At 42.2% G+C, this 24323-nt stretch carries 16 protein-coding genes, 1 pseudogene and 1 other annotated feature; of the genes and pseudogenes, 8 read left to right on the top strand and 9 right to left on the bottom strand.

Annotation, left to right across the window (positions count from 1 at the left end; translation table 11 throughout):
* Positions 1 to 35: 35 nt before the first annotated feature.
* From thiI to CHL76_RS09535, 3 genes are all read right to left on the bottom strand, one after another.
* The gene (gene thiI, locus CHL76_RS09545) at positions 36 to 1241 is read right to left on the bottom strand and encodes a tRNA uracil 4-sulfurtransferase ThiI (RefSeq protein WP_094908437.1); all 1206 of its coding nucleotides are present in this window, start codon (positions 1239 to 1241) and stop codon (positions 36 to 38) included.
* The gene (locus tag CHL76_RS09540; RefSeq protein ID WP_094908436.1) at positions 1238 to 2383 is read right to left on the bottom strand and encodes a cysteine desulfurase family protein; all 1146 of its coding nucleotides are present in this window, start codon (positions 2381 to 2383) and stop codon (positions 1238 to 1240) included. Before CHL76_RS09540 ends, thiI begins: the two co-directional genes overlap by 4 nt.
* A 77-nt stretch (positions 2384 to 2460) precedes the next feature.
* Positions 2461 to 4170, bottom strand: a complete 1710-nt coding sequence (locus CHL76_RS09535) for a septation ring formation regulator EzrA (RefSeq protein WP_158219142.1) — start codon at positions 4168 to 4170, stop codon at positions 2461 to 2463.
* A gap of 266 nt (positions 4171 to 4436) precedes the next feature.
* Between CHL76_RS09535 and hisJ the strand changes: the two genes are divergently transcribed.
* From hisJ to rpsD, 3 genes are all read left to right on the top strand, one after another.
* Complete coding sequence (gene hisJ, locus CHL76_RS09530) at positions 4437 to 5258, top strand: histidinol-phosphatase HisJ (protein ID WP_094908434.1); 822 nt, start codon at positions 4437 to 4439, stop codon at positions 5256 to 5258.
* Positions 5259 to 5271: 13 nt separating this feature from the next.
* Complete coding sequence (locus CHL76_RS09525; protein WP_079475744.1) at positions 5272 to 5778, top strand: GAF domain-containing protein; 507 nt, start codon at positions 5272 to 5274, stop codon at positions 5776 to 5778.
* A gap of 329 nt (positions 5779 to 6107) precedes the next feature.
* Complete coding sequence (gene rpsD / locus CHL76_RS09520; protein ID WP_079475743.1) at positions 6108 to 6710, top strand: 30S ribosomal protein S4; 603 nt, start codon at positions 6108 to 6110, stop codon at positions 6708 to 6710.
* A 236-nt stretch (positions 6711 to 6946) separates the two neighbouring features.
* On the opposite strand, the gene CHL76_RS09515 is transcribed toward rpsD, so the two are convergent.
* The 3 genes from CHL76_RS09515 to CHL76_RS09505 are packed head-to-tail and all read right to left on the bottom strand — an operon-like array spanning position 6947 to position 12124.
* Entirely contained in the window at positions 6947 to 8791 is a 1845-nt protein-coding gene (locus tag CHL76_RS09515) for a DUF2357 domain-containing protein (RefSeq protein ID WP_094908433.1), read from the bottom strand.
* Positions 8775 to 10823, bottom strand: coding sequence for an McrB family protein (locus CHL76_RS09510; RefSeq protein WP_094908432.1), 2049 nt, complete (start codon positions 10821 to 10823; stop codon positions 8775 to 8777). The genes CHL76_RS09515 and CHL76_RS09510 overlap by 17 nt, the downstream gene beginning before the upstream one ends.
* The gene (locus CHL76_RS09505) at positions 10820 to 12124 is read right to left on the bottom strand and encodes a hypothetical protein (RefSeq protein WP_094908431.1); all 1305 of its coding nucleotides are present in this window, start codon (positions 12122 to 12124) and stop codon (positions 10820 to 10822) included. Before CHL76_RS09505 ends, CHL76_RS09510 begins: the two co-directional genes overlap by 4 nt.
* A 978-nt stretch (positions 12125 to 13102) precedes the next feature.
* Between CHL76_RS09505 and CHL76_RS09500 the strand changes: the two are divergent.
* Positions 13103 to 14248: pseudogene (locus tag CHL76_RS09500) on the top strand (IS3 family transposase).
* Positions 14249 to 14332: 84 nt separating this feature from the next.
* On the opposite strand, the gene tyrS reads toward CHL76_RS09500, so the two are convergent.
* Complete coding sequence (gene tyrS, locus CHL76_RS09495) at positions 14333 to 15610, bottom strand: tyrosine--tRNA ligase (RefSeq protein WP_094908430.1); 1278 nt, start codon at positions 15608 to 15610, stop codon at positions 14333 to 14335.
* An 86-nt stretch (positions 15611 to 15696) separates the two neighbouring features.
* Positions 15697 to 15918 (bottom strand) — a binding site (T-box leader).
* Between the two features lie 112 nt (positions 15919 to 16030).
* On the opposite strand from tyrS, the gene CHL76_RS09490 reads away from it, so the two are divergent.
* Positions 16031 to 19477: a transglycosylase domain-containing protein gene (locus CHL76_RS09490; protein WP_094908429.1), complete on the top strand. Its 3447-nt coding sequence runs from the start codon at positions 16031 to 16033 to the stop codon at positions 19475 to 19477.
* Positions 19478 to 19511: 34 nt separating this feature from the next.
* On the opposite strand, the gene CHL76_RS17065 is transcribed toward CHL76_RS09490, so the two are convergent.
* Together CHL76_RS17065 and acsA are read right to left on the bottom strand one after the other, a co-directional pair.
* Positions 19512 to 19670, bottom strand: a complete 159-nt coding sequence (locus CHL76_RS17065; protein ID WP_158219141.1) for a hypothetical protein — start codon at positions 19668 to 19670, stop codon at positions 19512 to 19514.
* Positions 19671 to 19780: 110 nt separating this feature from the next.
* Entirely contained in the window at positions 19781 to 21499 is a 1719-nt protein-coding gene (gene acsA / locus CHL76_RS09485) for an acetate--CoA ligase (protein ID WP_079475740.1), read from the bottom strand.
* A gap of 173 nt (positions 21500 to 21672) precedes the next feature.
* Here acsA and CHL76_RS09480 point away from each other — a divergent pair, with 173 nt between their 5' ends.
* The 3 genes from CHL76_RS09480 to CHL76_RS09470 are packed head-to-tail and all read left to right on the top strand — an operon-like array spanning position 21673 to position 24140.
* Positions 21673 to 22305, top strand: coding sequence for a GNAT family N-acetyltransferase (locus tag CHL76_RS09480; protein WP_079477007.1), 633 nt, complete (start codon positions 21673 to 21675; stop codon positions 22303 to 22305).
* Positions 22306 to 22338: 33 nt separating this feature from the next.
* Complete coding sequence (locus CHL76_RS09475) at positions 22339 to 22980, top strand: acetoin utilization AcuB family protein (RefSeq protein ID WP_233133333.1); 642 nt, start codon at positions 22339 to 22341, stop codon at positions 22978 to 22980.
* Entirely contained in the window at positions 22974 to 24140 is a 1167-nt protein-coding gene (locus CHL76_RS09470) for an acetoin utilization protein AcuC (RefSeq protein ID WP_371862286.1), read from the top strand. The genes CHL76_RS09475 and CHL76_RS09470 overlap by 7 nt, the downstream gene beginning before the upstream one ends.
* The last annotated feature ends 183 nt before the right edge of the window (positions 24141 to 24323 follow it).

Here is a 24323-nt window from a genome sequence, read left to right as displayed (position 1 = left end):
CCATTTTATACCATACTTTTAAATAAAAAAATACGTTAAAGAAGGTCTTCAAATTCTTCTTTTTCACTTTTTACGTTAGACAAAGAGATAGTCTTCGTTTCAGCTACCGCCTCATTAAACAGCTCTTCTTTATTTAAACGTTTTTCATACTTATAGACTAAACCAATTTTCGGTTTGGTCGCCGGGCTTTCCGGTTGAAATACGGTACAGCAGTCTTCATACGGCCGTACGGAAATATCATATGTGCCTATACGCTTTGCGATGCTGATGATCTCTTCTTTGTCCATAGCAATTAACGGCCGCAGTACCGGAATATTCGTGACCTGATTAATGACATTCATGCTCTCAAGCGTCTGTGACGCTACCTGTCCCAGGCTCTCCCCGTTTATTACTGCTTTGGCGCCTTCCTGCTCTGCTATTTTTGTGACGATTTCAAGCATGGCCCTCCTTGTAATTGTCATTGTATGATCGTCCGGCACCTGGCTCCGGATAGCTTCCTGAACCCGGGTAAAAGGCACCACATGGAGATTGATATTTCCACCAAACCGGCTAAGGGCCCGAACGATGTCTTCTACTTTTTGTTTCGCCCGTTCGTTTGTATACGGCGGGCTATGAAAATGAACAGCCTCGATCGTCACTCCCCGTTTCATGGCTAAATATGCAGCAGCCGGACTATCAATACCGCCCGAAAGCATACTCACTACTTTTCCGCTTGTACCTGTCGGCAGCCCTCCCGCTCCAGGGATCCGCCCGCAGCTGACGTACGCCCCTTGTTCGCGCACATCAATTTCCACGGTGACATCCGGGTCTTTAACGTCCACTTCGACTTCCTCAGTATGGTGAAGAATATAGCTGCCAACACTCGGGGCAAGCTTTGTCGAATGAATGGGAAAATCTTTGTTGGACCTTCTTGCTTCTACTTTGAAGGTTGTTTTCCTGCCCTCGTATTCCGAAAACATTTGATGGGCCGTCTGCTGTATTTCCTCTTCTGTTAGATCTGCCTTTCTTGCATAGCTGATTGACGATATGCCAAATACCGGTTTTACTGCCTCAATTACTTTTTCAGCAGGCTCGCCGAGCAGGTTTACCGCAATACGCCCGTATGTCCGCCTTACTTCGCAGCTCGGAAAGCCTTTCACCGCATGGTCAATGTTTTCCCTTAATTGACGCTCGAATTCTTTTCGATTTTTACCTTTTAAAGCAAGCTCTCCGAAACGAATTAATAAATACTCTTCTCTCATTGCTGTTCCTCCATAACCTTTTTTAACTGTGGCAATATCTCTTCACATATGCTGCATAAATAATCAGCTTCCTGCTTCTGTGTGTCCGCAGAGAAGCTTATTCTCACCGCACTCTCCGCTAGTTTTTGTTCCCCTGTAACAGCAAGTACAACCGCAGAAGGCTCTGAGTTTTTCGATGCGCATGCCGTTTTGGTAGAAATGGAAACGCCTCTCCCCGCTAGTGCTTCAACGAGCACTTCTGGTTTGATACCGGGGAAGGAAACATTCAATATAAAAGGGGAGCTTCGTGAAACAGACGAGTTGAGCACTCCGCCGCTTTTCTTCAGCCGTGCAGCAGTCCATTTCTTTAATTCTTCAATTCTCCTGCTGTTTGCAGCATAATTTTCTTTCGCTAAGCGAAGCGCTTTGGCCATAGCTGCTGCTCCTGCGATATTCTCTGTTCCTGAGCGAAGCCCGTTTTCCTGCCCGCCTCCATGCATTAATGGCTCAAGCGTTGTTCTTGGATGCTTATACAGCATTCCTGTTCCATTCAATCCGTGAAATTTATGAGCTGAAACAGTGACAAAGTCCAGCCCTGCTTTCTCAATATTTAGCGGGCTTTTAGCTGCCCCCTGCACATAGTCCGTATGAAAATAAACGTTAGGATAGTGCGTAAGCATTTCTCCAATAGCTTCTATGGGCTGTACCGTTCCGATTTCGCTGTTCGTGTGTCCAACTGTAACAAGAATAGTATCCGGCTTCAGCGCCCTGCGCACCTCTTCAACGCTGATGCGTCCTTCTCTGTCCACCGGCAGGTATGTAACTCGATACCCTTTTTCTTCTAGATAGACACAGCTTTCCATCACTGACGGATGTTCGACGGCTGTAGTTATAATGTGGCGCCCAATATTTTTCCTCGAGGCTGCGGCCCCTTTTATCACTATGTTGTTCCCTTCTGTACCACCACTTGTGAACAAGCAGCATTTTGCCTCTACGCCTAGTTCTCGGGCTATCTGGCTTCTCGCAGATTCAAGCAGACGTTCAGCCTCGCCACCTTTGTGGTGAAAAGACGAGGGATTGGCAAAATAGCTTTCGGACGCTTTTTTGTATGCGCTCAGCACTTCTTCGTAGGGCTGGGTCGTCGCACTATTATCAAAATACATTTCAAATTCCTCCCAGCATTCATTAACATCATAAAAAAGAAGCCTGAGTTCAGGCTTCTTAGCTATTTGCTTGTCGATTATGCTTCTGTCAGCTGTACGTTAGATTCCTGCAGCACTTCTGTAACGAACCGGTCATCCACTTCCCGCACAGACGACGAAGCCACCTGCAGCGCATTCTCATACTGACCTTTGCGGAAAGCACTTTCTGCTTCTTTCAGGCTTTGGTCGAGATCCGGAGCATTCATGCGATATAAATTCCCTCGTTGAATGATACGCTCCGTCATCAGCGCCTGCTCTTCCATGCGCCGAAGCATGGTGGAAACTGTACGGACGCTTTCTTCTGCCTGGGCCACCGAATCGCGCACCTGGGCCATTTCAAGCGGAGTCTCGGAAAGGGCTGCAGTGGCATGGGCGATCTTGTCGTTTGCCGATTCTTTTTCATTCAGCAGTATCGGCGGAAGCTTGGGCAGTCTTGTTCGCTGCATTCTCATTTCTTCAATGCGATTTTGGCGTTTTAGTTCCTCAAGAGTTTCCATTGCCTGAGTCTCGTCTTTCCGAAGTACGCCAAGCTGGTTTTCTGCTTCCTGGATTCCTGCTTCTACTTCTTCCTGTTTTTCAAGAGTTTGTTTTAATTCCATCTCAATATGTGTATAAGAATGTTCTTTGGTTTCTTTTTGCTCCTGCAATTGTAATACGCTTTTTCTTATCCCATCAACCTGTCGCTTTGATGAAGCAATCAACTGTTCGGATTCCGGCGGGATACGATAATTGGCTTCAATAAATTCTTTTTCCACCAATAGCGTCTGCATCCGCGTAGATAACTGATCCCGTCCTTCATGAGCCTTCGGCAGCAGCCGTTCGACCTCTGCGCGGGCTTCCACTTCTTCTTCAAGAATACGGTACACTTCTTCGTTGTAAGCGTCCATTTCAGTGAGCCGTTCTGCCACACCGTCCAGGTCAAGATTCTCAATGCGGGCCTGCAATTGTTCAGCTTCCGCTTCATTTTCATTCAGCCGCTGTTCAAAAGCAAATGCACCCATCGCATACCCCTGATCTTCCATTTCATAGAGGCCTGCACGCAGGGATTTCCATTCCTCGGGTAGGCGCCGCCGTACTTTAGCAAGCATATCCGGAACTGCATACAGCGATGCTTCTTCGCGTTTTAAATCTTCATCGAGCCCCTGCCTAAGCTGCTTCGCTTCAAATTGATTTCCTTGTTCCACCGCCTGGTAAAAAGCTTCAAAAGAAGACTGGAGATCGCGCATATGCTGGTCAAAAAGCGGCGCAGTCCTGCCCAGTGTATGCCAGTTTTGGGAGACAAACCGTTTTATTTCTTCGTATTTCTGTTCGGACTCTTCAATGCCCCGGCGGTTCTCAGATTCATTATGTACTAGCTCTTCTATTTCAAGGAAAATGTTGTTGATCTCTTCTTCAATACTGGCAAGCTGCGTATCGACAGCAGTAGTAATTTCCGAAGCCTGATTGAATTTATACTTATCTGCTTTTTCTTCGGCATCGTAAAGGGCCTTTTCAATATCCGGCAGATGCTTTCCTACAATTTCATCCCAGTCTTTACGCCACGATTCAAACTTTTCTTCTGTTTCTCCCGACATCGTCATGCCTTTGACTCTCGCGATTTCTTCAGCCACAGGCTGGTCAGCCATATTCGCCCTCGCGTCCTCCAGGCGGTCTACTTCCCTGTAAATGCGTCTGCGTCCCCATGCTCCGTATATAACAAACGCGGCGATAATAATAACCAGAACTATAATTACAATTGTTGTCGCCAAATTCCTCACTCCAGTTTTTCCCGCTGTGCATCCTTGTTTTTCAATAATTTACACGTTATGGGTTATACTTATCTCATACTTTAGTAGAAATGAATGTAAACAAAATATTTTTTCAATTATGTTTGCTTTAACTTATGATAACATGTAAACGCACTGATTGTTATATGACGATAAAGAAAATTTTGAGAAAATCTATTTTCCTTATTTCCTTATCTACAACATTCGATTTTTCATTATATTTTCCATAAAAAGGGGAAATTGTACCTATGCCAATCACCCGTGACGGCCATATCCATACTCCGTTCTGCCCGCATGGAAGCAAAGACTCGTTTCATACCTATATTGAAGCTTGTATTAACAATGGAATAAAAACGATTAGTTTTACTGAGCATGCTCCTCTGCCTGAAGGCTTTACCGACCCTGTGCCTGATAAAGACAGCGCCATGCCGATCGAAAAGCTCGATCAGTATTTAGATGTCTTAAACGATCTTCAATTAGAATATATTAATGACATTATTATCAAAAAAGGGCTGGAAGTAGATTTTATTGAAGGGTTCGAGAAAAATACAGAGACATTTATGGACACTTACGGCTCTGAGCTTGATGATTGCATTCTCTCTTCTCATTTCATTAAAATAAATAGCGAGTATATATGTATAGATTTTTCTCCAAGTCACTTTGATCGTTACGTACGTCTTTCCGGGTCACCGCAAAAGGCAGCGGAATTGTATTACGACGCCGTGCTCCGCTCTATCCGGACCCCCCTTGGAAAATACGCGCCAAAAAGAATTGGCCATATGACGCTCATTCGTAAATTTCATAAAAATTACGATCATGATTTCCTTGTTAGAGACACTATCGAATCTATTTTGCAGGAAATTAAACTCCGGGGCTTTGAACTTGATGTAAACGGCGCCGGGACAACGAAACATCGCTGCCTCGAGCCGTATCCGCATCCATCCGTAATTCAGACTGCAGCGGAAATGGGGATACCTCTTGTGTATGGTTCCGATGCCCACGCCTCTTCAGGATTATTAGCAGGAAGCACAGATATTTCAGTTCTCACTGCAGGACAATTACAACAATAAAAGAGGGATATTTATGTCTTTTCAACCAGTTTCTTACGACACGTCTTTAGAAAAAAGCTACCATACTTTATGTCAGCAGGCGAAAGCTTTATTTTCCGGAGAAAATGACCCGACCGCCAATTTGGCTAATGCTTCCGCGCTGCTTAATCAATTTTTATCTAACGTCAACTGGGTGGGTTTCTATATCTGGAGCGAGGCAGAAAATGAACTGGTACTCGGACCGTTTCAAGGACTCCCTGCCTGCAACCGCATCACCCCGGGCAAGGGCGTTTGCGGTACTGCTTATGAGAAAAAACAGACGGTCCGCGTCGAGGATGTCCATGCCTTTCCCGGCCACATCGCCTGCGACGCTGCCAGCCAGTCGGAAGTAGTGGTCCCGCTGTTCACTCCTGAAAAGGAAGTATACGGCGTGCTCGACATTGACAGTCCGGTCCTGAACCGTTTTTCCGAACAAGAAGCATTCTTTTTACGCCAGTTTGCCGATGAAATTGAAAAAGGGCTGTTTCCATCTGGAAATTAATCTTCCCGTTCCAAACAACCGGGGGTGTTCAATTTAAGCACCCCCGGTATTTTTGATTTCCTCAGAAACCGTCAATTCATTTCACGCACTTCTTTTCAGTTTAAACGTATTGACTTGATAACTGTCAAAAGTTATAATGACGGTTGTGTAAAAGACAGCCTGGGCAAGCCTGGCATGTGCTTTCCATTTTGCTCCTTGCTCCTTGCAAGGTGTGTTGCGTAACCCCTAGCTGTCGGGGCGAAGACATACGAGGGCAAAATGAGCATGACGGGAGATTCGCCAACAGTGTTTTTATACCAAAATTTGTTTTTATAGAGGAGGATGCCATTATGGCACGCTATACAGGTCCAACCTGGAAAAAGTCCCGCCGCTTCGGCATCTCTCTCAGTGGTACAGGAAAAGAACTCGAAAAACGCCCTTACCCGCCGGGAGAGCATGGCCCAACGCAGCGCAGAAAATTATCCGAATACGGTGTGCAGCTGCAGGAAAAACAGAAACTCCGCTTCATGTACAACTTAAATGAGCGCCAATTTCTGCGCACATTTAATATCGCTGGCAAATTGCCTGGTGTACACGGCGAAAACTTCCTGATTTTACTTGAATCCCGTCTCGATAACCTTGTTTATCGTCTCGGTCTTTCCCGCACGCGCCGTGGCGCACGCCAGCTGGTTAACCACGGCCACATCACTGTAGACGGTAATCGTGTAGATATTCCGTCTTACCGTGTAGAGCCTGGAAAAACCATCAGTGTTCGTGAAAAATCCCGCAACATGAGCGCTATCCAGGACGCAATTGAAGCAAATTCTTTCGTCCCGGAATACCTTACGTTTGACGCTGATAACCTTCAGGGTACCTACAGCCGCTATCCTGAACGTTCTGAGCTTCCTGCGGAAATTTCCGAAGCACTTATCGTTGAGTACTACTCTCGTTAAACTTTGTAGTTGACAAGATAATATTCAAAAAGCCCTTGAAAAGTTGGTGAGCCAACATTTCAAGGGCTTTTTCATTTTATTTCAGAAAAATTTTTAGAGCACAAGGTATAGTATCATTAGAAGGAAAGCAACCTTAAAATTCATCACCCCGCCTCATGCTTCTCATGTTAGAGCCTTAATGAATCCCCAAGCTTTCTATATAGAAACGAAAGAGTCAATCACTCCTTGTAATCAGTCTACAAATATTCTCTTAAGAGTTGATTTAGTTCATTTTCACCTATAGTCTGTGAAAAGTCTTCTTCTTGCGGAAAGAATTTCAAATAAGTAATTGGTTGTTTTTCGATTTGGACATCTTTAACTCCAACACCAGCATATAAACATACTACTTGATCTACACAAGTCCCTCTTCGTTCTGTTCCATTATAAAAAAACGAGTAATAAGAGGCTAATTGCTCTGTGGTTTTATTAACATAATTCTTTTTAAATATATTGTGGAATTTTGAAAACTTGGCATCCAAAACAACACAATGTCTTAATGTTAATTTATCATGTTCTTTTTCGAAAAAGTCTATTTTTATATCAGGTTTTTTCTTTGAATTCAACGTGTAGAAGAGTTCGTCATTTTCGTTAGCTTCTTCTACAGAGTTTGCGTGATAATGATCATACCACACGTGAATTTCGCGATTATTTTTTCTTAATATAAATTGAGTACCTTCAGGTATACGGTCCTCTAAGTAAACATTTAAAATGTTTTCATCTAATCCTTGAACTGTTGTATATCCTTGTTTTTCTAAAATATTTAAAGCTTTAAATAAACAAAAGTATTCGTAAATTTGCCAAGTCTGTTTCAAAATAGGAGAGAAGGTTTTTACTTCTCCATCTTCCTTTTTTAATTTTTTCGCATTGTGAAATATCTGGTCTATAGCCACATATGTTCTTTTTTTTAAAATAGGTTTTCGAAAAGTACGCTCCACTTGTTCAAGTAGAGGCGTTCTCAAAGAGTAATTTATCCTATATTTCCATCTCTTTAATACATTTAAAAAATCCATTAAATTTTGGCTTTGGCTTTTTGCTTGGCGTAAATCTTTTTGCGCCATTTTTTCTTTACTTTTCACGTCACGCTTGGCATTTTCCCCTGCGTCTTGTCTGCTCTCCAAAGACTTTATTCTTTGTTTGTATTGAATTATATCTTCTTCTATGGATTTTAATTTTTTCTGAACCTGCTTGTAATCATTATTAACTAATCTTTCAACTTCATTTATATCATTTTTCCAACTCAACAAAATATGATTTAACCATTGGTTATATTTAGTATTGTACTCTAGCTTTTTACGCTTATTTAAATAGTACGGTTGTTGCGTTGAACTGGCATTCTTAGCCAGTCCCTTTGTGGTGTTAGCCCACCTAATACTCCTATGGTCCATCTTCATAGCGTTCAAAGAGGGTGAATAATTAGTTACTATCTGATTATGTGGGAGCTTAAGAATTTTAGTTATAGAATAAGAAAAGTTGGCGTAATGTTTTTTTAAATATCTTGTATAGTCATAATACCAATATTGAGGTAAATCAGCTGATTCTTCTCTCAATAGAGATTGATTACTAAATACAAAGTCATAGATTATATCTTTTACTTGTTGATCTAAATATTGATGAACAGATTCGACCTGATTCTTATCCAAGTGCAAAGGAAGTACATAAATCCCTCCTTTATAAATTTTCCCTTTATAATTCACCTCTAAGAAATAAACCCCCATGCGCCAAGGGAATTCTTCCTGATCGCCACCTGAATAAATCTGACAAAGGAAATCTTTGTCGGTAGTTGCGCCTTTTTGAATTACTTCAAGTTCGTCGGATTCAGTATAACGACTTGTGTTAATTTTCACTTGAGCATGGTGTTCATCTTCTACATCGTCCTTTTTAAAACAGTATGCAATTCTAGCATTTTCTTTTAAAACGGGAATAGCACTAAAATCTATTTCCTCTTCTTTTTTCCACAGTTGATCCACAATATATTTATTAAAAAAGTTATCTTGAAAATATAATGTTATCGGTATCTTTTCACCGTTACAATGTATAGCCATTTTGAGTCAACTCTTTCGCTTTTTGTTTCAAATATTCAATTGACTTTTCACACTTTAAACTTTCATTTTCTGATAAAATCATTCTAATTCGTCCAGGTTGGTAATCCTCTTGGTAAATACCCACCAAATCTTCGATTTGATCTTGGTGCCCTCTAACTTTAGATAATATGCGTTGCTTAATTTGATAGTCAAAGGCGTCTTTGCGATCTATAAAAGGAACATCTTCTTCATTCTTTGGTACATTTTGTAAGTAACTAGCAATTTGGTTTACAATTCTAAACGACACACCGGTTTGAGAATCATAGTTACTAATCTCATCATGCAACTTATCTAATATACTCAATTCGTCATCTTCCAAAGCAGCTATAGAAATATTCTTTTCTATCCAAGATACAAAGTTTGCAGTGGTAATAGGAACATTAGGGCTCCTAATTTCAGTTTTCTCTTTTTCTTCGTAATCTTCAACTGTATCAACTTTTTCCTCTTCATACTTTTTCGCTTCTAAAAAAGATAATTTATCAAGAATAATGACATTGCTACGATCTAACATACGGTTTGAAAAATCTCTTGTGGTCTCATCAAAATTTGCAGTCCCAATAAAAAGTACATTACTACCAATTTCAATCCCATTTGCAAAGTGTAGTTGCACACAATTAACATTTTGGTTAAACAAACGTAAAAGACGTTTCTCATTCTGAAACTCTAATATGGAAATAAAATCACTAAAATAGTGTTCAACTTGACCTAAGTTCATTTCATCAAATAAAACCATGTGCATCTTATTTGGATTTTGACTCGCTTTGTATAAGAAAGAAGCCAAACCTATTTCGCTCTCGTGATAAACTCCAGTTTGCTGATTTAGAAAGCCCAATAAATCACTTGGCTCAGTAAATGAAGGTTTCACAGGTATAAATAATAGGTTATCTCCTTCCTCCATTTTAAGAGCCTCAGCGTACAACCGAGCTAGCTCAGTTTTACCGGTACCGCTCATTCCACCTAGAATTGTAAAATTCGATGTTTTCACTGAGGTATGAAAATTATACAAATCATCTACGGAATATCTTAATTTTTTACTACGCGCTAAATAATCTAACCGTTTCATAAAATCACTTTCGCTGATGTCCGAATTATCATCACTTTTAAAGATATTAAAGTTTACTTCATTTTTGTTCTCTTCTTTTTCTACTGCTTTTTTGTTTTTTGCATTACGGTACTTCATAACCATCGGCACAGTTTCTCCGCGATCATTACATTCATCAACCCACTTGTTCTTTTCTTCAACGGGGGCAAAGTTTATTCCTTTTTGGCCTAATCTTAAATAACTCTCAAAACTTGAGGGCTTTTCAATGCGACGAATTCCTTCCGGATTTTCGCAAATATATAAATTATCATTCATTTCGTATTTACGGAAAACGTTTTCATCTTGGATTAAATAAAGGTATTCTCCACAAGTTATAAATTCCGGAATATCCATAGTATGATTATAATTGGTCAATTCTATAGGATTACCGCTCATTAATCTACTTTCAAACATCTGATAAGAATAGTGAGTATAGTTTGGTATTGCCACATAATGTTTTGATGAAGCAACTTCTTCATCAATTTTTTCATCAAGTACAATTTCTAAATTATAGTGGTATTTGTCCCTAGCTCTGTCATATGATAAAAATGGCTTAAATAAAATTAATCTATTTTTGAAGTGATTACGTAAAAAATTGACTGAATCTTCTTGCTGGGTATAACCGTATCTCTCTAAGTACCTCATATTTTTATTATCAAAACCTATATAAACTTCTGTGGAAGGTTTTCCTAAATGAGTCTGAAGTATCTGAGGCTCTTTCGATAATGGCTTAATATAAAAAATTATTGATTCCCTTCCATAGTTCCCTTGTATTGTAACAGCCTTGCCCGGATCTCTCCCTAAACGAGGAAGATTAAGACTATCTTCTGCCAACTTTCCTACAATATAAGATTTTTCTATTCTATTTTTCTCTTTTAGGTTAAGTTCCTTGCGTTCGACTATGTCTGTCATAAAATTATCTGCTCCTTTTGATAAATGAATTCAATTATCTGATCTAAATAATCCATGAAATTAAATCCTGACAATTCAACAAAGTTAATCTCTTTTTGTTTAAGATAATTTTCGTGTCTTCTCCATTTTTCCGTGCTTTCATATGATACACGAGTGATACAAAAGCAGTGCTCTTGAAAAAACATAATATTGTCTTGCCGTAAATGCTTTGAAAAATCGTCTATACTTACAGTACGCTTTTTAAACCATTCAAATTGATCAAATATATCGTCATTGGTTACAATCAAAACATTCTCAAACTGCAACTTTTCTTGTATGAGTAGTATAATTTGGTAATAATTCTGTCGTTGTTGATCTAATCTTTTTTTCTCTTGTTGTTCATTTTGTAATTGACTAGTTAACTGTCTTTTTTCATTTTCCAAGTATTCTATTTTATCTTGAAGATAGTCATTTTCTTTTTTAATCTTAGCGTAATTTTCTTTTAGGATTTGGTACTCTTTTACTTCTTTTTCATATTCATAAATGTTTCTTTGTTTGTCTTGCAATTCATTTTTATGTTTTTCTTCTAATTGAGTAAAATAAATAATAATCACATGTATTAGATATAGGTTATTTTCTGCTAATTTATAATTTTCATTTTCAAGTAAATACATGGTCAGCGGAATATACTTTTCACTTACTCTAGCTTCGATTAATTCTTTAGCTAAATTATCTTCGCTCATGGCAACATTCCTAGACATTCTTTCAACTTTTTCCTTACCTAACTCTTTGACAAGTTGTTCTTTTAAACTTTTTAATAATCTTTCAATTTTGAGGTCGCTTTGCAAGTTTTCTCTAATCAATTCTAGCTTTTCCCGACTTGATGTTTCATTAATAATACCTTCTAAAATAAATTTATTATTTTCAATATTATGAAGTAATTGACTATAATATTGGTTATAAATTTCTGCATATTCTTTTCTTAATATTGAAATAATGGTTGCTTTTGAAGTTTGCCAAGGGTGGACTTCAATCTGAAAACAAAAATCCTCAAAACTCATTTTTTTAATGGTTTCTACTTTATCTATGTCACTTTTTATAAAGAATTCATATATATCTCCAATTGAAGTATGTTTCTTTCCTCGTTTTCCTTTCTTTTTCCCTGCCTTATTAAGCTCATTTCGAATTGCAGATATTAGCATTGGCTCTGGAGCTTTTTCAATGTTAAAAGTAAATCCTTGAGCGTGGATAGAAAAATATTTACAAATTTGCACGGCTTCACTTTTCGTTAAAGATTTGCTCAATAGTTCAATTTCATTCAATGATTATCCTCCTCCTGTATATTATTTTGGTCCCCCATTCAAAAAAACCACCCTTTCTTTAAATTAATATATTCGCAAGACTAATATATCATAATTATTTCTAATTTTGTAAAAATACTAAGTTTTTTGAATGGCAAATAAACTTAACAAATAGTTGTCTGACAAAAAATTTAGAACCTCAATATTAATTATCTTAAAAATAAACATACTCTTATGTTGCAGTTTTGAAAACACGAGTTGGCGGAGGAATCCTGACGCCGGACATGCTGCAGCACCAAGCGCTGTAGTTTGGTCATCCACCTGGGCTATGCGAAAAACCAGGGCACCAACGAATGGTGAGCGTTATGATTGGCGGATTCCAGAAAGGCCTTCACACTCCCGTTGCGATGCTCCTGGGTCCAGCCTTCTATCAGCTTTTGCATATACCGGACAACCGGAGCGGGCATAAAGAACCAGAGATTCGATCTCTTATCTATAGAAATAATTGTTAATTAATCTGCAAAATAAGAATAACTTGTCATTTTGATTAAAAATGGCAAGTCCATTACGAATTCAAAGATTATCTACTCTTTTAGAAAGATACAATACAAAACCGTTCGCTCCTCGTGGATTGCGATATACTCATGTTAAACTTCTATTGTGTCATAGAAAGGAGCAGGAATTTTAAAAGTTATTGCTAAAAGTCTGGAAAATACACTTCAAACGATTTTAGATATTTACGGTCATCCCTTCTTAGATTGAGAGGAAGAAATCGTTCAATTATTATCCGAAGCTTCAGCGTGAGTGCACCTGGAACCGTTTTGAAATGATACTGTTTAAACAATGATATAAAAAGGGATGACAAGACAGTTAAGCACTACTTTCGTTAATAGTAAAAAACCCTGTGCAGGAAATGAAGTGACCTAAATAAATGAGACTAATAAAAGCACCTCTCACGTCGTATTCGTAGTAGGATCGACAGATGGAGGTGTTTTTCTTATGGGAGAAAGCAAACGACGGTATCCAGCAGAAGTGAAACGGGAAGTCTTTCGGCTTAAATAGGAGGAAGGAGGGAGCAACCAGTCGCTTATGGGTGCCTTCGGCATTAAGAATGGATCGCAAATCAAGCAGTGGGCCAGATTGGTCCAAAACGGAGAAGAGTATCGCTTTCGTCAGCCGGTTGGCAAGCAGTACACATACGGCAAAGGACCGTAAAACAGCGAAATCGACCGGTTGACAGCAAGTGGAGTACTACGAAATGAAGGAGGCACTGCGGGGAAAGTACCAGGAACTCGAAGGGAGGTGGCCCCGGAAGTTTTCCTCGCCTTCGTCGACCAGCACCGGCAAACATATACGGTAACGTTCTTGTGTCACATGTTTGGGGCGCCCCGTGCCACCTATTACCGTTGGTGTCGGAAGTCGTGGGAGCCATCCGGGCTCGACTAGCAGGTCATCGCCCTCTGCCGTTCCCTGCAGTTTCGGGTGGAGCACCGGACCATCCGGGGACTATTGGAAAAAGATCATGGCAATCATGCCCATTGGTGCACTTTACAGCGTATCATGCAGAAGTACGACCTTCAGTGCCAAATCAAACCTAAACGGGCTCTAAAATCCGCCGGACGTTCCGATATGGTGGTGCCAAATCGGCTGAATCAACAGTTTCAGGCCCGGCAGCCGAATGAAAAATGGGCCACGGACGTCACGTACCTACCGTACGGACAAACCATGTGGTATTTATCCACTATGATGGGCCTTTACAACAATGAAGTGCTGGCGTATACGATCCCCGGTCGACAGGATACGGCCTTGGTACTCGAGACCCTGGAACGGGCCTACGCCGGCTGGGAAATCAACGGCACGGTCCTTCATAGCGATCAGGGATGCCAGTACACGTCTTATGCCTTTCAGGAAGAAGCGCACAAAAAAGGCATTATCACAAGCATGTGTCGCCGAGACAACTGCTTTGATAATGCCGTCATTGAATCCTTCCATTCCTCACTAAAGTCGGAAGGATTCCGCACCCCAAGAGGGTCTACTATTATACTAGAAAACGTGCAGACGTACATGTATTATTACAATTATCAGCGACCCTTCACGAAATTAGCCTTCCACACGCTAATGGAATACCGAACGGCGGAAGGCTAGGTGCTTTATCTTGTCTCATATTTCTAGGTCAGTGCAAAGTCTGCACGGGATTTTTATATTTATCCGGCTGTTTCCGGCCAGTGTTTATCTATAGTTTTTTAAAATCAGAAAATATTTCTTTTTACCCCGGCGCATAATAATAAAACGGTTATCAATCAAATCATCATTCGCTACCGTTTTTTCTGTACGCTGTTCCCTTTCACCGTTAATATATATGGCTCCGTTTTGCACATCTTCTCTGGCCTGCCGTTTTGAGCCAGCTATGCCGGACTGAACCAACAGGTCCACCAGATTTTGTTCTTCTGCTTCCATCGTGTACGATGGTACATCTTTAAAGCCCTGGGCTATTTCATCTGCTGTAAGTGCTGTCAGCTTTCCTCCACCAAAAAGAGCCTTCGTAATGTTTTCAGCCTGATTCAGTGCTTCCCGGCCGTGGACAAACGAGGTGATTTCCTGCGCCAGCCTTCGGTGGGCTTCTCGTTTTTCAGGCGCTGTTTGCATTTTTTCTTCAAGCTCTTTCATTTCTTTCTGATCAATAAACGTAAAATAGCGTATAAACTTTAATACATCACGATCGTCCGTATTAAGTAGAAATTGATACATTTCGTATGGAGACGTTTTTTCAGGATCGAGCCATATCGCATACCCGGCTGTTTTTCCAAATTTCGTGCCGTCGGCTTTAGTCACCAAAGGAATAGTCATACCGTAAGCAGGAGATTTTTCCGCGTCTTCATGTTCCAAACGACGTATCAGCTCTAGACCAGCAGTAATATTGCCCCACTGATCACTGCCACCGATTTGAAGCGTACACTGATGATTTTTGTACAAATAGTAAAAATCAATTGACTGCATGATCTGATAACTGAATTCAGTAAAAGAAATCCCTTCCTGAATCCGGGACTCCACTGATTCTTTCGCAAGCATGTAATTGACGCTGAAGTGCTTCCCGAAATCTCTTAGAAAGCTAATCAGGGTCATGCTCCCAAGCCAGTCGTGGTTGTTCACAATTTCTGCACCGTACGCACCATCAAAATCAAGGTATTTTTCGAGCTGGCTTCGAATTTTTTGCGAAAAACCTTCCACAATTTCCGGTTCGTTCAGAGAGCGTTCTGCATTTCTTCCACTCGGGTCCCCAATCATACCTGTCCCCCCGCCTACAAGCGCAATCGGCTGATGCCCATGAAGCTGCATCCGGCGCATTAAAATAATAGTCAGCAGGTGGCCAATATGCAGGCTGTCTCCAGTAGGATCAAAACCACAGTAAAAACGAAGCTGGCCGTTGTTTAACTGATTCTTAAGTCCCTCTCTTTCTGTCACCTGATTCACAAGCCCTCTTTCTTCTAATTCCTCCCAAATGCCCATAACTTTCCCCTTTCTGGTTTAAGAACACTCACAACTTGGATATATAAGTGTAGGTACATAAAAAGTCCCTTTTCGTTTTGAAAACGAAAAGGGACGATGATGACCGCGGTACCACCCTTATTGGAAGCATACGCTTCCCGGCTTCATGTTGATAACGATGCATTACACCGTTTCAGGTCTTTGGTAAAAAAGACCTGAAAGAAGCTCTGGATGTGTAATTCGCCAAAGGCTGCAGGTCGACTTTCAGCAAACGTCGACTCTCTGTGACTGTAGGTCCTATGGTTACTTTCATCCTTCATAGCTGTATGTTATAGTTTGTTTTCAAGTTTGCGCTCTTTTATTTTTAGCACAAGACTTTCAAAACTGTCAATGTATGAATCCATAGACAAAGCTACATAGAGAAGGGAGATCGTATTAATTATGGGGCGTCACGACCAAACAAGCTCAAGAAACACCTTACGCATTGTTGGTCTTTCATTTCTAACCCTATTTATTGTTTTTATTCTAACCTTTGTATTTATCGGGTCAATCGGTGCAGGCTTTTTCGCCTCTTTGGTTAAAGGGCAGGAAGCTTACACGGAAGAAGAAATGCAGGAATCAATATATAGCTACGCCGAAAATAGCACCGTTCATTTTGCCAGTGGGGAGCAATTAGGAGAACTGCCTTCGGAATTGGAGAGGCAGCGGGTAGAACTCGATAATGTTTCAACCAACCTTCAGAACGCCTTTTTATCCACAGAGGACAGAGCTTTCTACGAGCACAACGGGATTAATCCTCAATCATTAATGCGCGCTACATATCAGGAGGTAACAAATTCCTCTACTCAAACGGGCGGTTCGACATTAACTCAGCAGATTGTTAAAAACCAGCTGCTGACCAGAGAGGTATCCTTTGAACGAAAAGCCAAAGAAGTTGCTTTGGCCTTGCGAATGGAGACTTATTTCACTAAGGATGAACTGTTTCAAGCCTACATGAACATTGTCCCGTTCGGCCGGAATGCCAATGGAGAAAATATTGCAGGGGCTCAGGCAGCCGCACAGGGAATCTTCGGTGTTGATGCTTCTGAACTGAATATCGCCCAGTCTGCTTATATTGCCGGTCTTCCACAAAACCCATACACATACACTCCATTTGAAAGTAATGGAGATGTTAAAGATGACCTTTCTGCAGGTTTGAACCGTAAAAATGAAGTTTTGCATAATATGCTTGAGATAGACTCCATTTCTCAGGAAGAATTTGATGAAGCAATGAACTATGATATCCGCAGCAATCTTGCTGAGCCAAAAGAAGAAGTAGCCCAGGAGTACCCTTACCTGATTAACGAAACCCAGCGCCGGGCAACGCAAATTATGCGTAAGCAGATGCTTGCAGAAGATAACGTCCAGCTCGAAAACTTATCAGACGAAGAGCGCCAGGAGACCATCCAGCAGTATAACCAGGAAGCAAGCCGGGAAGTCTCTGAAGGCGGCTATGATATCGAACTGACGGTTCATAAAGATACCTATGATGCGATGCAGCAGGCCGTAGAGGACAATGAATACTTCGGACCTGAAAAAGAAGGCGAAGCAGAGCAGGTCGGCGGCATGATGATTGAAAATAACAGCGGTGCTATTTTAAGTTTCGTCGGTGGCCGCGATTTTGAAACAAGCTCGTTAAACTATGCCACCCAGACGCGCAGACAAAACGGTTCTACAATGAAACCACTGCTTGATTATGGGCCGGCAATTGAAGAAGGAATTTTACATCCCGGGCAGACGCTGCTTGATATTCCTACCGAATATGGAGGAGACGATGACGAACTCAACAACTTTGACGGAGAGTATGAAGGCTTTATTGATGCCAGAAGCGCTTTAGCCGAATCACGTAACATACCGGCAGTGCGGGTATTTGATATGCTTGACGAATCGACAAGAGAAGAAGCCCTTACTGATTTGGGCATGGGCAATGTAGTCGAAAACGGCATTTCTACTTCCACTGCGATCGGCGGACTAAGCCGCGGCGTAAGTGTAGAACAAAATACAAGTGCGTTTACAACTTTCCCTGCCGGCGGTGAGCACCATGAGCCTTATATGGTGGCTTCTATTACCGACAATACAGACGAAACTGTATTCGAGCATGAAGAAGAATCCACCAATCCTTTTTCTGAACAAACGAGCTTTCTTATTACAGATATTCTGCGAGACGTATTAGGCCCAGACGGCACAGCAAGTTCTCTTCCCGAGCGCCTGAATATTGACGGTGATTGGGCTGGAAAAACAGGTACCACAAATAACCAGATAGACTCCTGGTTTGTGGGCTACAACCCCAACGTAACCTTTGGTTTGTGGCTTGGGTATAATGAACAGATTAGCATTGAAGACGCACAGGGACTCTCTTATTCGCAGAGAACCCAGCAGATCTGGGCAGATGTTATGAATGCCGCTTCTAACACTGAAGATGATTTAATCGGTGCTGGAGACACATTCTCTGAGCCGGAGGGGATTTCTACAGAAGAAATATGTGGACTTTCCGGCAAACAGCCTACTGATTTGTGTGAAGAAGCGGGTCTGGTAAATGAAGATATTCTCAATGAAGAATTCGCTCCGACTGAAGAAGATGACAGCCTCGAAGAAGTTGAATATGTAACTATCGATGGAGATCGTTACCCTGGCTATGATGATACTCCTTCTGAATTTATGGAAAACGGCATTTCTTTAAATGAGAATTATCTTTTAGATGGCGATGAAGAAGAGGTTCAGGAATATTTGCCGGACGACTGGGATAATGTTGTCCCGGATGAAGATGCTCCTGAAAATAACAGAGATCCGTCCAGGGTCACCGGGGTATCCAATGATGGCGGCACTCTTACTTGGTCAGCTTCTAGTGACAACGATGTGATTGGCTATCGCATCTTTAATGATGGCGAGAAGGCCGGCAATGTTATCGACCGTGAAACCACGGAATTCGATACCAACGGAAATGGAGAATATACCGTTCGTGCTGTAGACACTCACGGCAGGGAATCAAACGATTCCAACGGGGTTGACGTTGGCGGTTCGACTGACGATAGCGACTCCAATAATAACAATGGAAATAACGACTCCGGCAATGAAAGCTCCGAAAACAATGAAGATGCCAACAGCAACAATTCCGGAAACAACAATAATAATTCTAACGATAATAATGATGAAGATAACGGCAGTGATAATTCTTCAAATAACGGTAACGATAATCAAAATTCTGGTGACTCTGGCGCTAACGACAGCTCCAGCAGCAGTAACGAAGAAAACAGTGCCGATGAAAACAATGAAAGCGAAGGCGGAGATAATTCTTCTTCAGATTCTTCCAGTGATAGTTCAGGGACATCTGAGGACAACTCTGAGGAGCCGTCAAACAATGACAGCTCCGATGAAAGCACAAACGAATCGAATACTACGGATGAAACAGAAAATGGCGGAAGCTCTACAGACGAAGAAGAATCCAGTGAAGACTCCTCCCCTTCAGAGGGAAGCAGCGACAGTGAAACCTCTGACGACAGCAGTAATGAAGAAGATTCTTCTGCCCCTTCTGAGGACGGCTCCGGGGACAGCGACAGCTCCGGCGACGCRTCCACCGATGAAGAGGAGTCCACGGAGGATTCCTCTTCTGCTCCTTCCGGGGACGGCTCCGGGGACAGCGGCAGCTCCGGCGGCGCATCCACCGATGAAGAGGAGTCCACGGAGGATTCCTCTTCTGCTCCTTCCGGGGATAGCGATGCCGAGAGTGACGAAGATTCCAGCACTTCCTCAACAAATAGCGAAGCCCCTGGCGAAAGTTCCTCGCCAGAGGCCTCAAGTGGTACTGAAAATGAAACAGAAGAAAGCTCTTCTTCTGAACAGGAAGAATAGAAAACAAAAAACCGTTATGTAGTGAAATTAAGACTTATGCGATTTGAGCCAGTCCAATCCATACTAGTAATATTGCGAGTGGTACTGAAACTATTCCCGCTGTCCGCAAAAACCGGCGATTTTCTTTACTTCCTTTAAATATTAAGAAGAAACTTTCCAACAAAAGAATAAGACCGATAATTAACGCAACCAAAGCGATCTTCCTCCTTTTCATTTCTTTTATTTATCATACCCGAAGGAATATTAGAAATAAAGAAGCCCCCGTACATAATTAAGTACAGGGGCTTCTTGCGTTTTCCTGCTCTAATCCTCCATGGTGGAAAGATCCCCGGTTGGCAGATCAAGTTCCCATGCTTTCAAGACACGGCGCATAATCTTACCACTTCTTGTTTTCGGAAGTGACTTCCGGAATTCGATCTCTTTTGGAGCCACGTGTCCGGCAAGTTCCTTCTTTACAAAACTTTGAATTTCTTCTTTCAGTTCATCCGAAGGTTCATATCCTTCCCGGAGAGCTACAAATGCCTTAATAATTTCTCCGCGCACAGGGTCAGGCTTCCCGATAACGCCTGCCTCCCCTACAGCCGGGTGTTCAACCAGTTTGCTTTCTACTTCAAACGGCCCGACTCTTTCACCAGCAGTCATAATAACATCATCTACACGTCCCTGGAACCAGAAGTATCCATCTTCATCCATATAAGCGGAATCACCAGATACATACCAGCCGTTCAATTCAAAGTAACTATCGAACTTTTCTTTTCTATTCCAAATAGCCCGCATCATCGAAGGCCAAGTTGGTTTAATCGCCAGGTTGCCCATCCGGTTTGGAGGTAGTTCATTACCCTGGTCATCGACAATAGCTCCGTAGACTCCAGGAATAGGTTTCCCCATAGAACCGGCTTTGATGGTCATAGCAGGATAGTTGCATATCATCATTGCTCCGGTTTCTGTCATCCACCACGTATCATGAATACGGAGATTGAATGCTTTTTCGCCCCAGCGTACAACCTCTGGGTTCAACGGTTCTCCGACACTTAAAATGTGACGCAGCGAAGAAAGGTCATAGTCTTTCATAAGCTCGTCTCCGGCGCTCATAAGCATCCGAAACGCGGTTGGTGCGCTATACCAGACAGAAACATTGTAGCGGTCCAGTGTGTCATACCAATCCTGCGCACTGAAGCGTCCGCCGCGTACCACGTTTGTCACACCAGCGAGCCACGGGCCAAAAATACCATAAGAAGTACCAGTTACCCAGCCTGGATCAGCTGTACACCAGTATACATCTCCGTCTTTCAAATCCAGGACCCATTTTGCTGTCTGGTAGTGTTGAATCATAGCATTATGCACGTGATAAACACCTTTTGGTTTTCCAGTAGAGCCTGATGTATAATGCAGGATCAGTCCATCTTCCCGGTCTACCCATTCCGGTTCGAAATCGCTGCCTGCCTGCTGCAGCCTTGCATCAAAATCCAAAAAACCGCCTTTTTCATCATCCACGCCTCCATGGATGAACACCGTTTCCAGGTTGGGAAGATCATCAAACGGCACCCTTTCCACTAACTGAGGGGTCGTGACCAGCGCTTTTGCTTCGCTGTCTTCCAGTCGGTCCCGGACAGCTCCTTCCATAAACGCTTCAAATAACGGCCCCACGATAGCACCTACTTTAATTGCCCCGAGAAGGGCAAAATAAAGTTCCGGGGAACGGGACATGAATATAAAAACACGGTCCCCTTTTTGAATACCTGCTTCTTTCATTACATTTGCTGCTTTGTTTGTGTATTTTTTCATATCCGCAAATGTGTACTCCTCTTTGCGGCTTCCATCTAAATAATGCAGTGCGACTTGATTTTGTTTATCAGGATTCTCCGCATGGCGATCAATTGCTTCATATGCCATGTTTACCTTTCCTGTTTCGTGCCAAGAGAATTGTTTTTCAATTTCCGACCAGTCAAAGTTTTGTTTTGCTTCTTCGTAGTCTTGTAGGTTGTAATTTCCGTCAGTTGGTGGAAGCGTTTGCACTTTCATTTGAAACATTCCCTTCTGTCGATCTTAATTTGCACAAATTCATTATAATATAAGTTCATATATTGTTCAATTCTTTCATTTCTTAATATTCACATTTCTTCCACCAATCTGAAGTATTTTTCTGATATGATAATAATGTAAGCAGTACCATAGGTGGATGAAGGATGGTGTACATGATTCACAAAAAGACCTATTATTCCAGGGAAATCGCATGGAACAACCACACTCTGCTCATGGAGGGCCCTGTTTCCGGTAAAACACTTCACGATTATGACTTTCATCCAGGACTTACAGCGTTTCGTTCTCATGAAGAACAAAAGAAGGCATTAATTGGCATTGCTGATCTTCCTGAAGGAAGAATTAACATTGTCGCTGACGGCAAAACGATTGTCGGCTATGTCACTTTTGTCTATCCAGATCCTTTAGAGCGCTGGTCCGAAGCACGGTTGGACAGTCTTCTCGAACTAGGGGCCATCGAAATAGCCAAAGAATACAGAGGGGCTAAAATCGGCAAACGGCTATTGGAGTTTTCTATGCTCGATGACGCCATGGAAGATTATATTATTATTACGACAGAGTACTATTGGCACTGGGATCTCAAATCCAGCGGGTTGACCGTATGGGAGTATAGAAAGCTGATGGAAAAAATGATGAACGCCGGAGGTCTTGAATGGATGGCTACTGACGACCCCGAAATATCCTCCCATCCTGCAAACTGTTTAATGGTAAGGTTAGGCTCCCGTGTGTCAGATAATGATGTTCAACAGTTTGATAATGTTCGTTTCACTAATAAATTTATGTTTTAACCGCCTGTTTAGAGGAGGAATGTTTGCTTGTTCGTGGAAGAAATCATGGTTAAAGACGTCATAACAATTGAACGTACTACACTCATCCGTACGGCTTTAGAGCTTTTGGAAAAACATCGCATCCGGCATATACCTGTAATTGACGAAAATGATTACGTTGTGGGGATTGTCGCAGACCGGGATATCCGCGATGCCAGCCCATCTATTTTTCAGCCGGGGGACGATAAAAAAGAATTGGAACAGCCTGTTTCTACTATTATGACTGCTCCCGTTATCACAATCATGTCATATGATTTAATGGCAGATGCTGCTGTAGTGCTGTATGATAACGATATCAGCGCACTTCCAGTCGTATCTTCAGATGAGAAGCTTGTGGGCATACTAACTGAAACTAACGTTTTGCATACATTAGTTAAAATGACAGGCGCCAATCAGCCGTCTTCCCAAATAGATGTTGTTATCCCTAACTTATCCGGGCAATTAGCAGAACTATCACTGATTTTTAAAGAGAAAGGCACAAATGTTATCAGCGTATTGCTCTTTCCGCACAGTGATACCGACAAGCAGGTGCTGAGCTTTCGGGTGCAGACAATGGACCCCCGCAGACTAATCTCTGCCATAGAGGAAAAAGGCTATACCGTACAATGGCCGAGAACACCGGAGCCGGGATCATGATGAATCACGCCCTCGTTTATTCTCCGGATATGCCGCAATATAAATTTAATGATGATCACCCTTTCAGCCCATTGCGCCAGCAAATCACCTTTGATCTTCTGCTTGAAATGGGGGCAATCAGTGATGATAAGCTTGTGCCTTCACGGATGGCGACAGATGAAGAAATAATGCTTGTGCACGACCAGCACTATCTGGAGGCCGTCAAGGCAGCCGGAAAAGGTGAACTGAGTATCGGCGTCGCAAATAACTACGGGCTCGGCACCGAAGACACGCCTATTTTTGACCATATGCACGAAGCTTCTGCTACACTTGTTGGCGGCACTCTACAGGCTGTAGAAACCGTTCTTTCAGGTAAAGCATCTCACGCTTTTCACCTTGGCGGAGGCCTGCACCATGGCTTCCAGGGAAAAGCTTCAGGTTTTTGTGTATATAATGACAGTGCCATTGCTATCGAATACGCACGTAAGCATTTCGGGGCACGTGTTTTATATGTTGATACTGATGCCCATCATGGAGACGGTGTCCAGTTTTCTTTTTACGAGGATCCGGACGTCTGTACTCTCTCCATTCATGAAACAGGAAGATACCTGTTCCCAGGAACCGGCAGCGTTGGCGAAAAAGGAGCCGGTCAAGGCTACGGCACTTCGATCAACATACCTGTGGATGCATTTACTGAGGACGAGTCTTTTTTACATTGCTACGAAGCAGCCCTGCGTGAAGCTGCCGAGTTTTTCAAACCGGATGTCATTTTTACGCTTAACGGGGCAGACGCACACTACTTCGACCCACTCACCCATCTTTCCTTAAGCATTGAGTCGTACAAAGCTATCCCAGCCATCGCTCATCAAGTAGCTCATGAATACTGCGAAGGCAGATGGATTGCCGTCGGCGGCGGAGGCTATGATATGTGGAGAGTCGTACCAAGAGCCTGGGCAGCTGTGTGGCTTGAAATGAGTGAACAGACCCACTTGTACGAACAAAACTGCCCGGAAGATTGGCGGAGCCGCTGGGGAGAAAGTGCTCCCATTGAGCTTCCTACAAGATGGCAGGACCCGGAGCATATGTACGCCCCCATCCCGAGGCGACCGGAAATTGAAGAAAAAAATATACGCTCATTAGAAAAAGCCCTTTTTCATATTAGAAATGAAAAAAGACCATAAATATAAAAAATAGGGAAGCAGTTAAACTGCTTCCCTCAGATTGTAGACAAAGGCCTCCGAAAATGAATTTCGGAGGCCTTTGTTTGTGCTGTTGAGGGAAAAAGAAGCATCCAACGGCCGGCGCACGTCTGTCGCCACCGCCAGGTGGCGAGTTTTTTGAGGTTCATCACCGCATAAACAAGC

The sequence above is a fragment of the Marinococcus halophilus genome (assembly GCF_002265875.1).
Taxonomy (GTDB): domain Bacteria; phylum Bacillota; class Bacilli; order Bacillales; family Marinococcaceae; genus Marinococcus; species Marinococcus halophilus.
The sequence above is the reverse complement of the archived record's forward strand: the minus strand, read 5'-3'. Positions and strand labels throughout refer to the sequence as shown.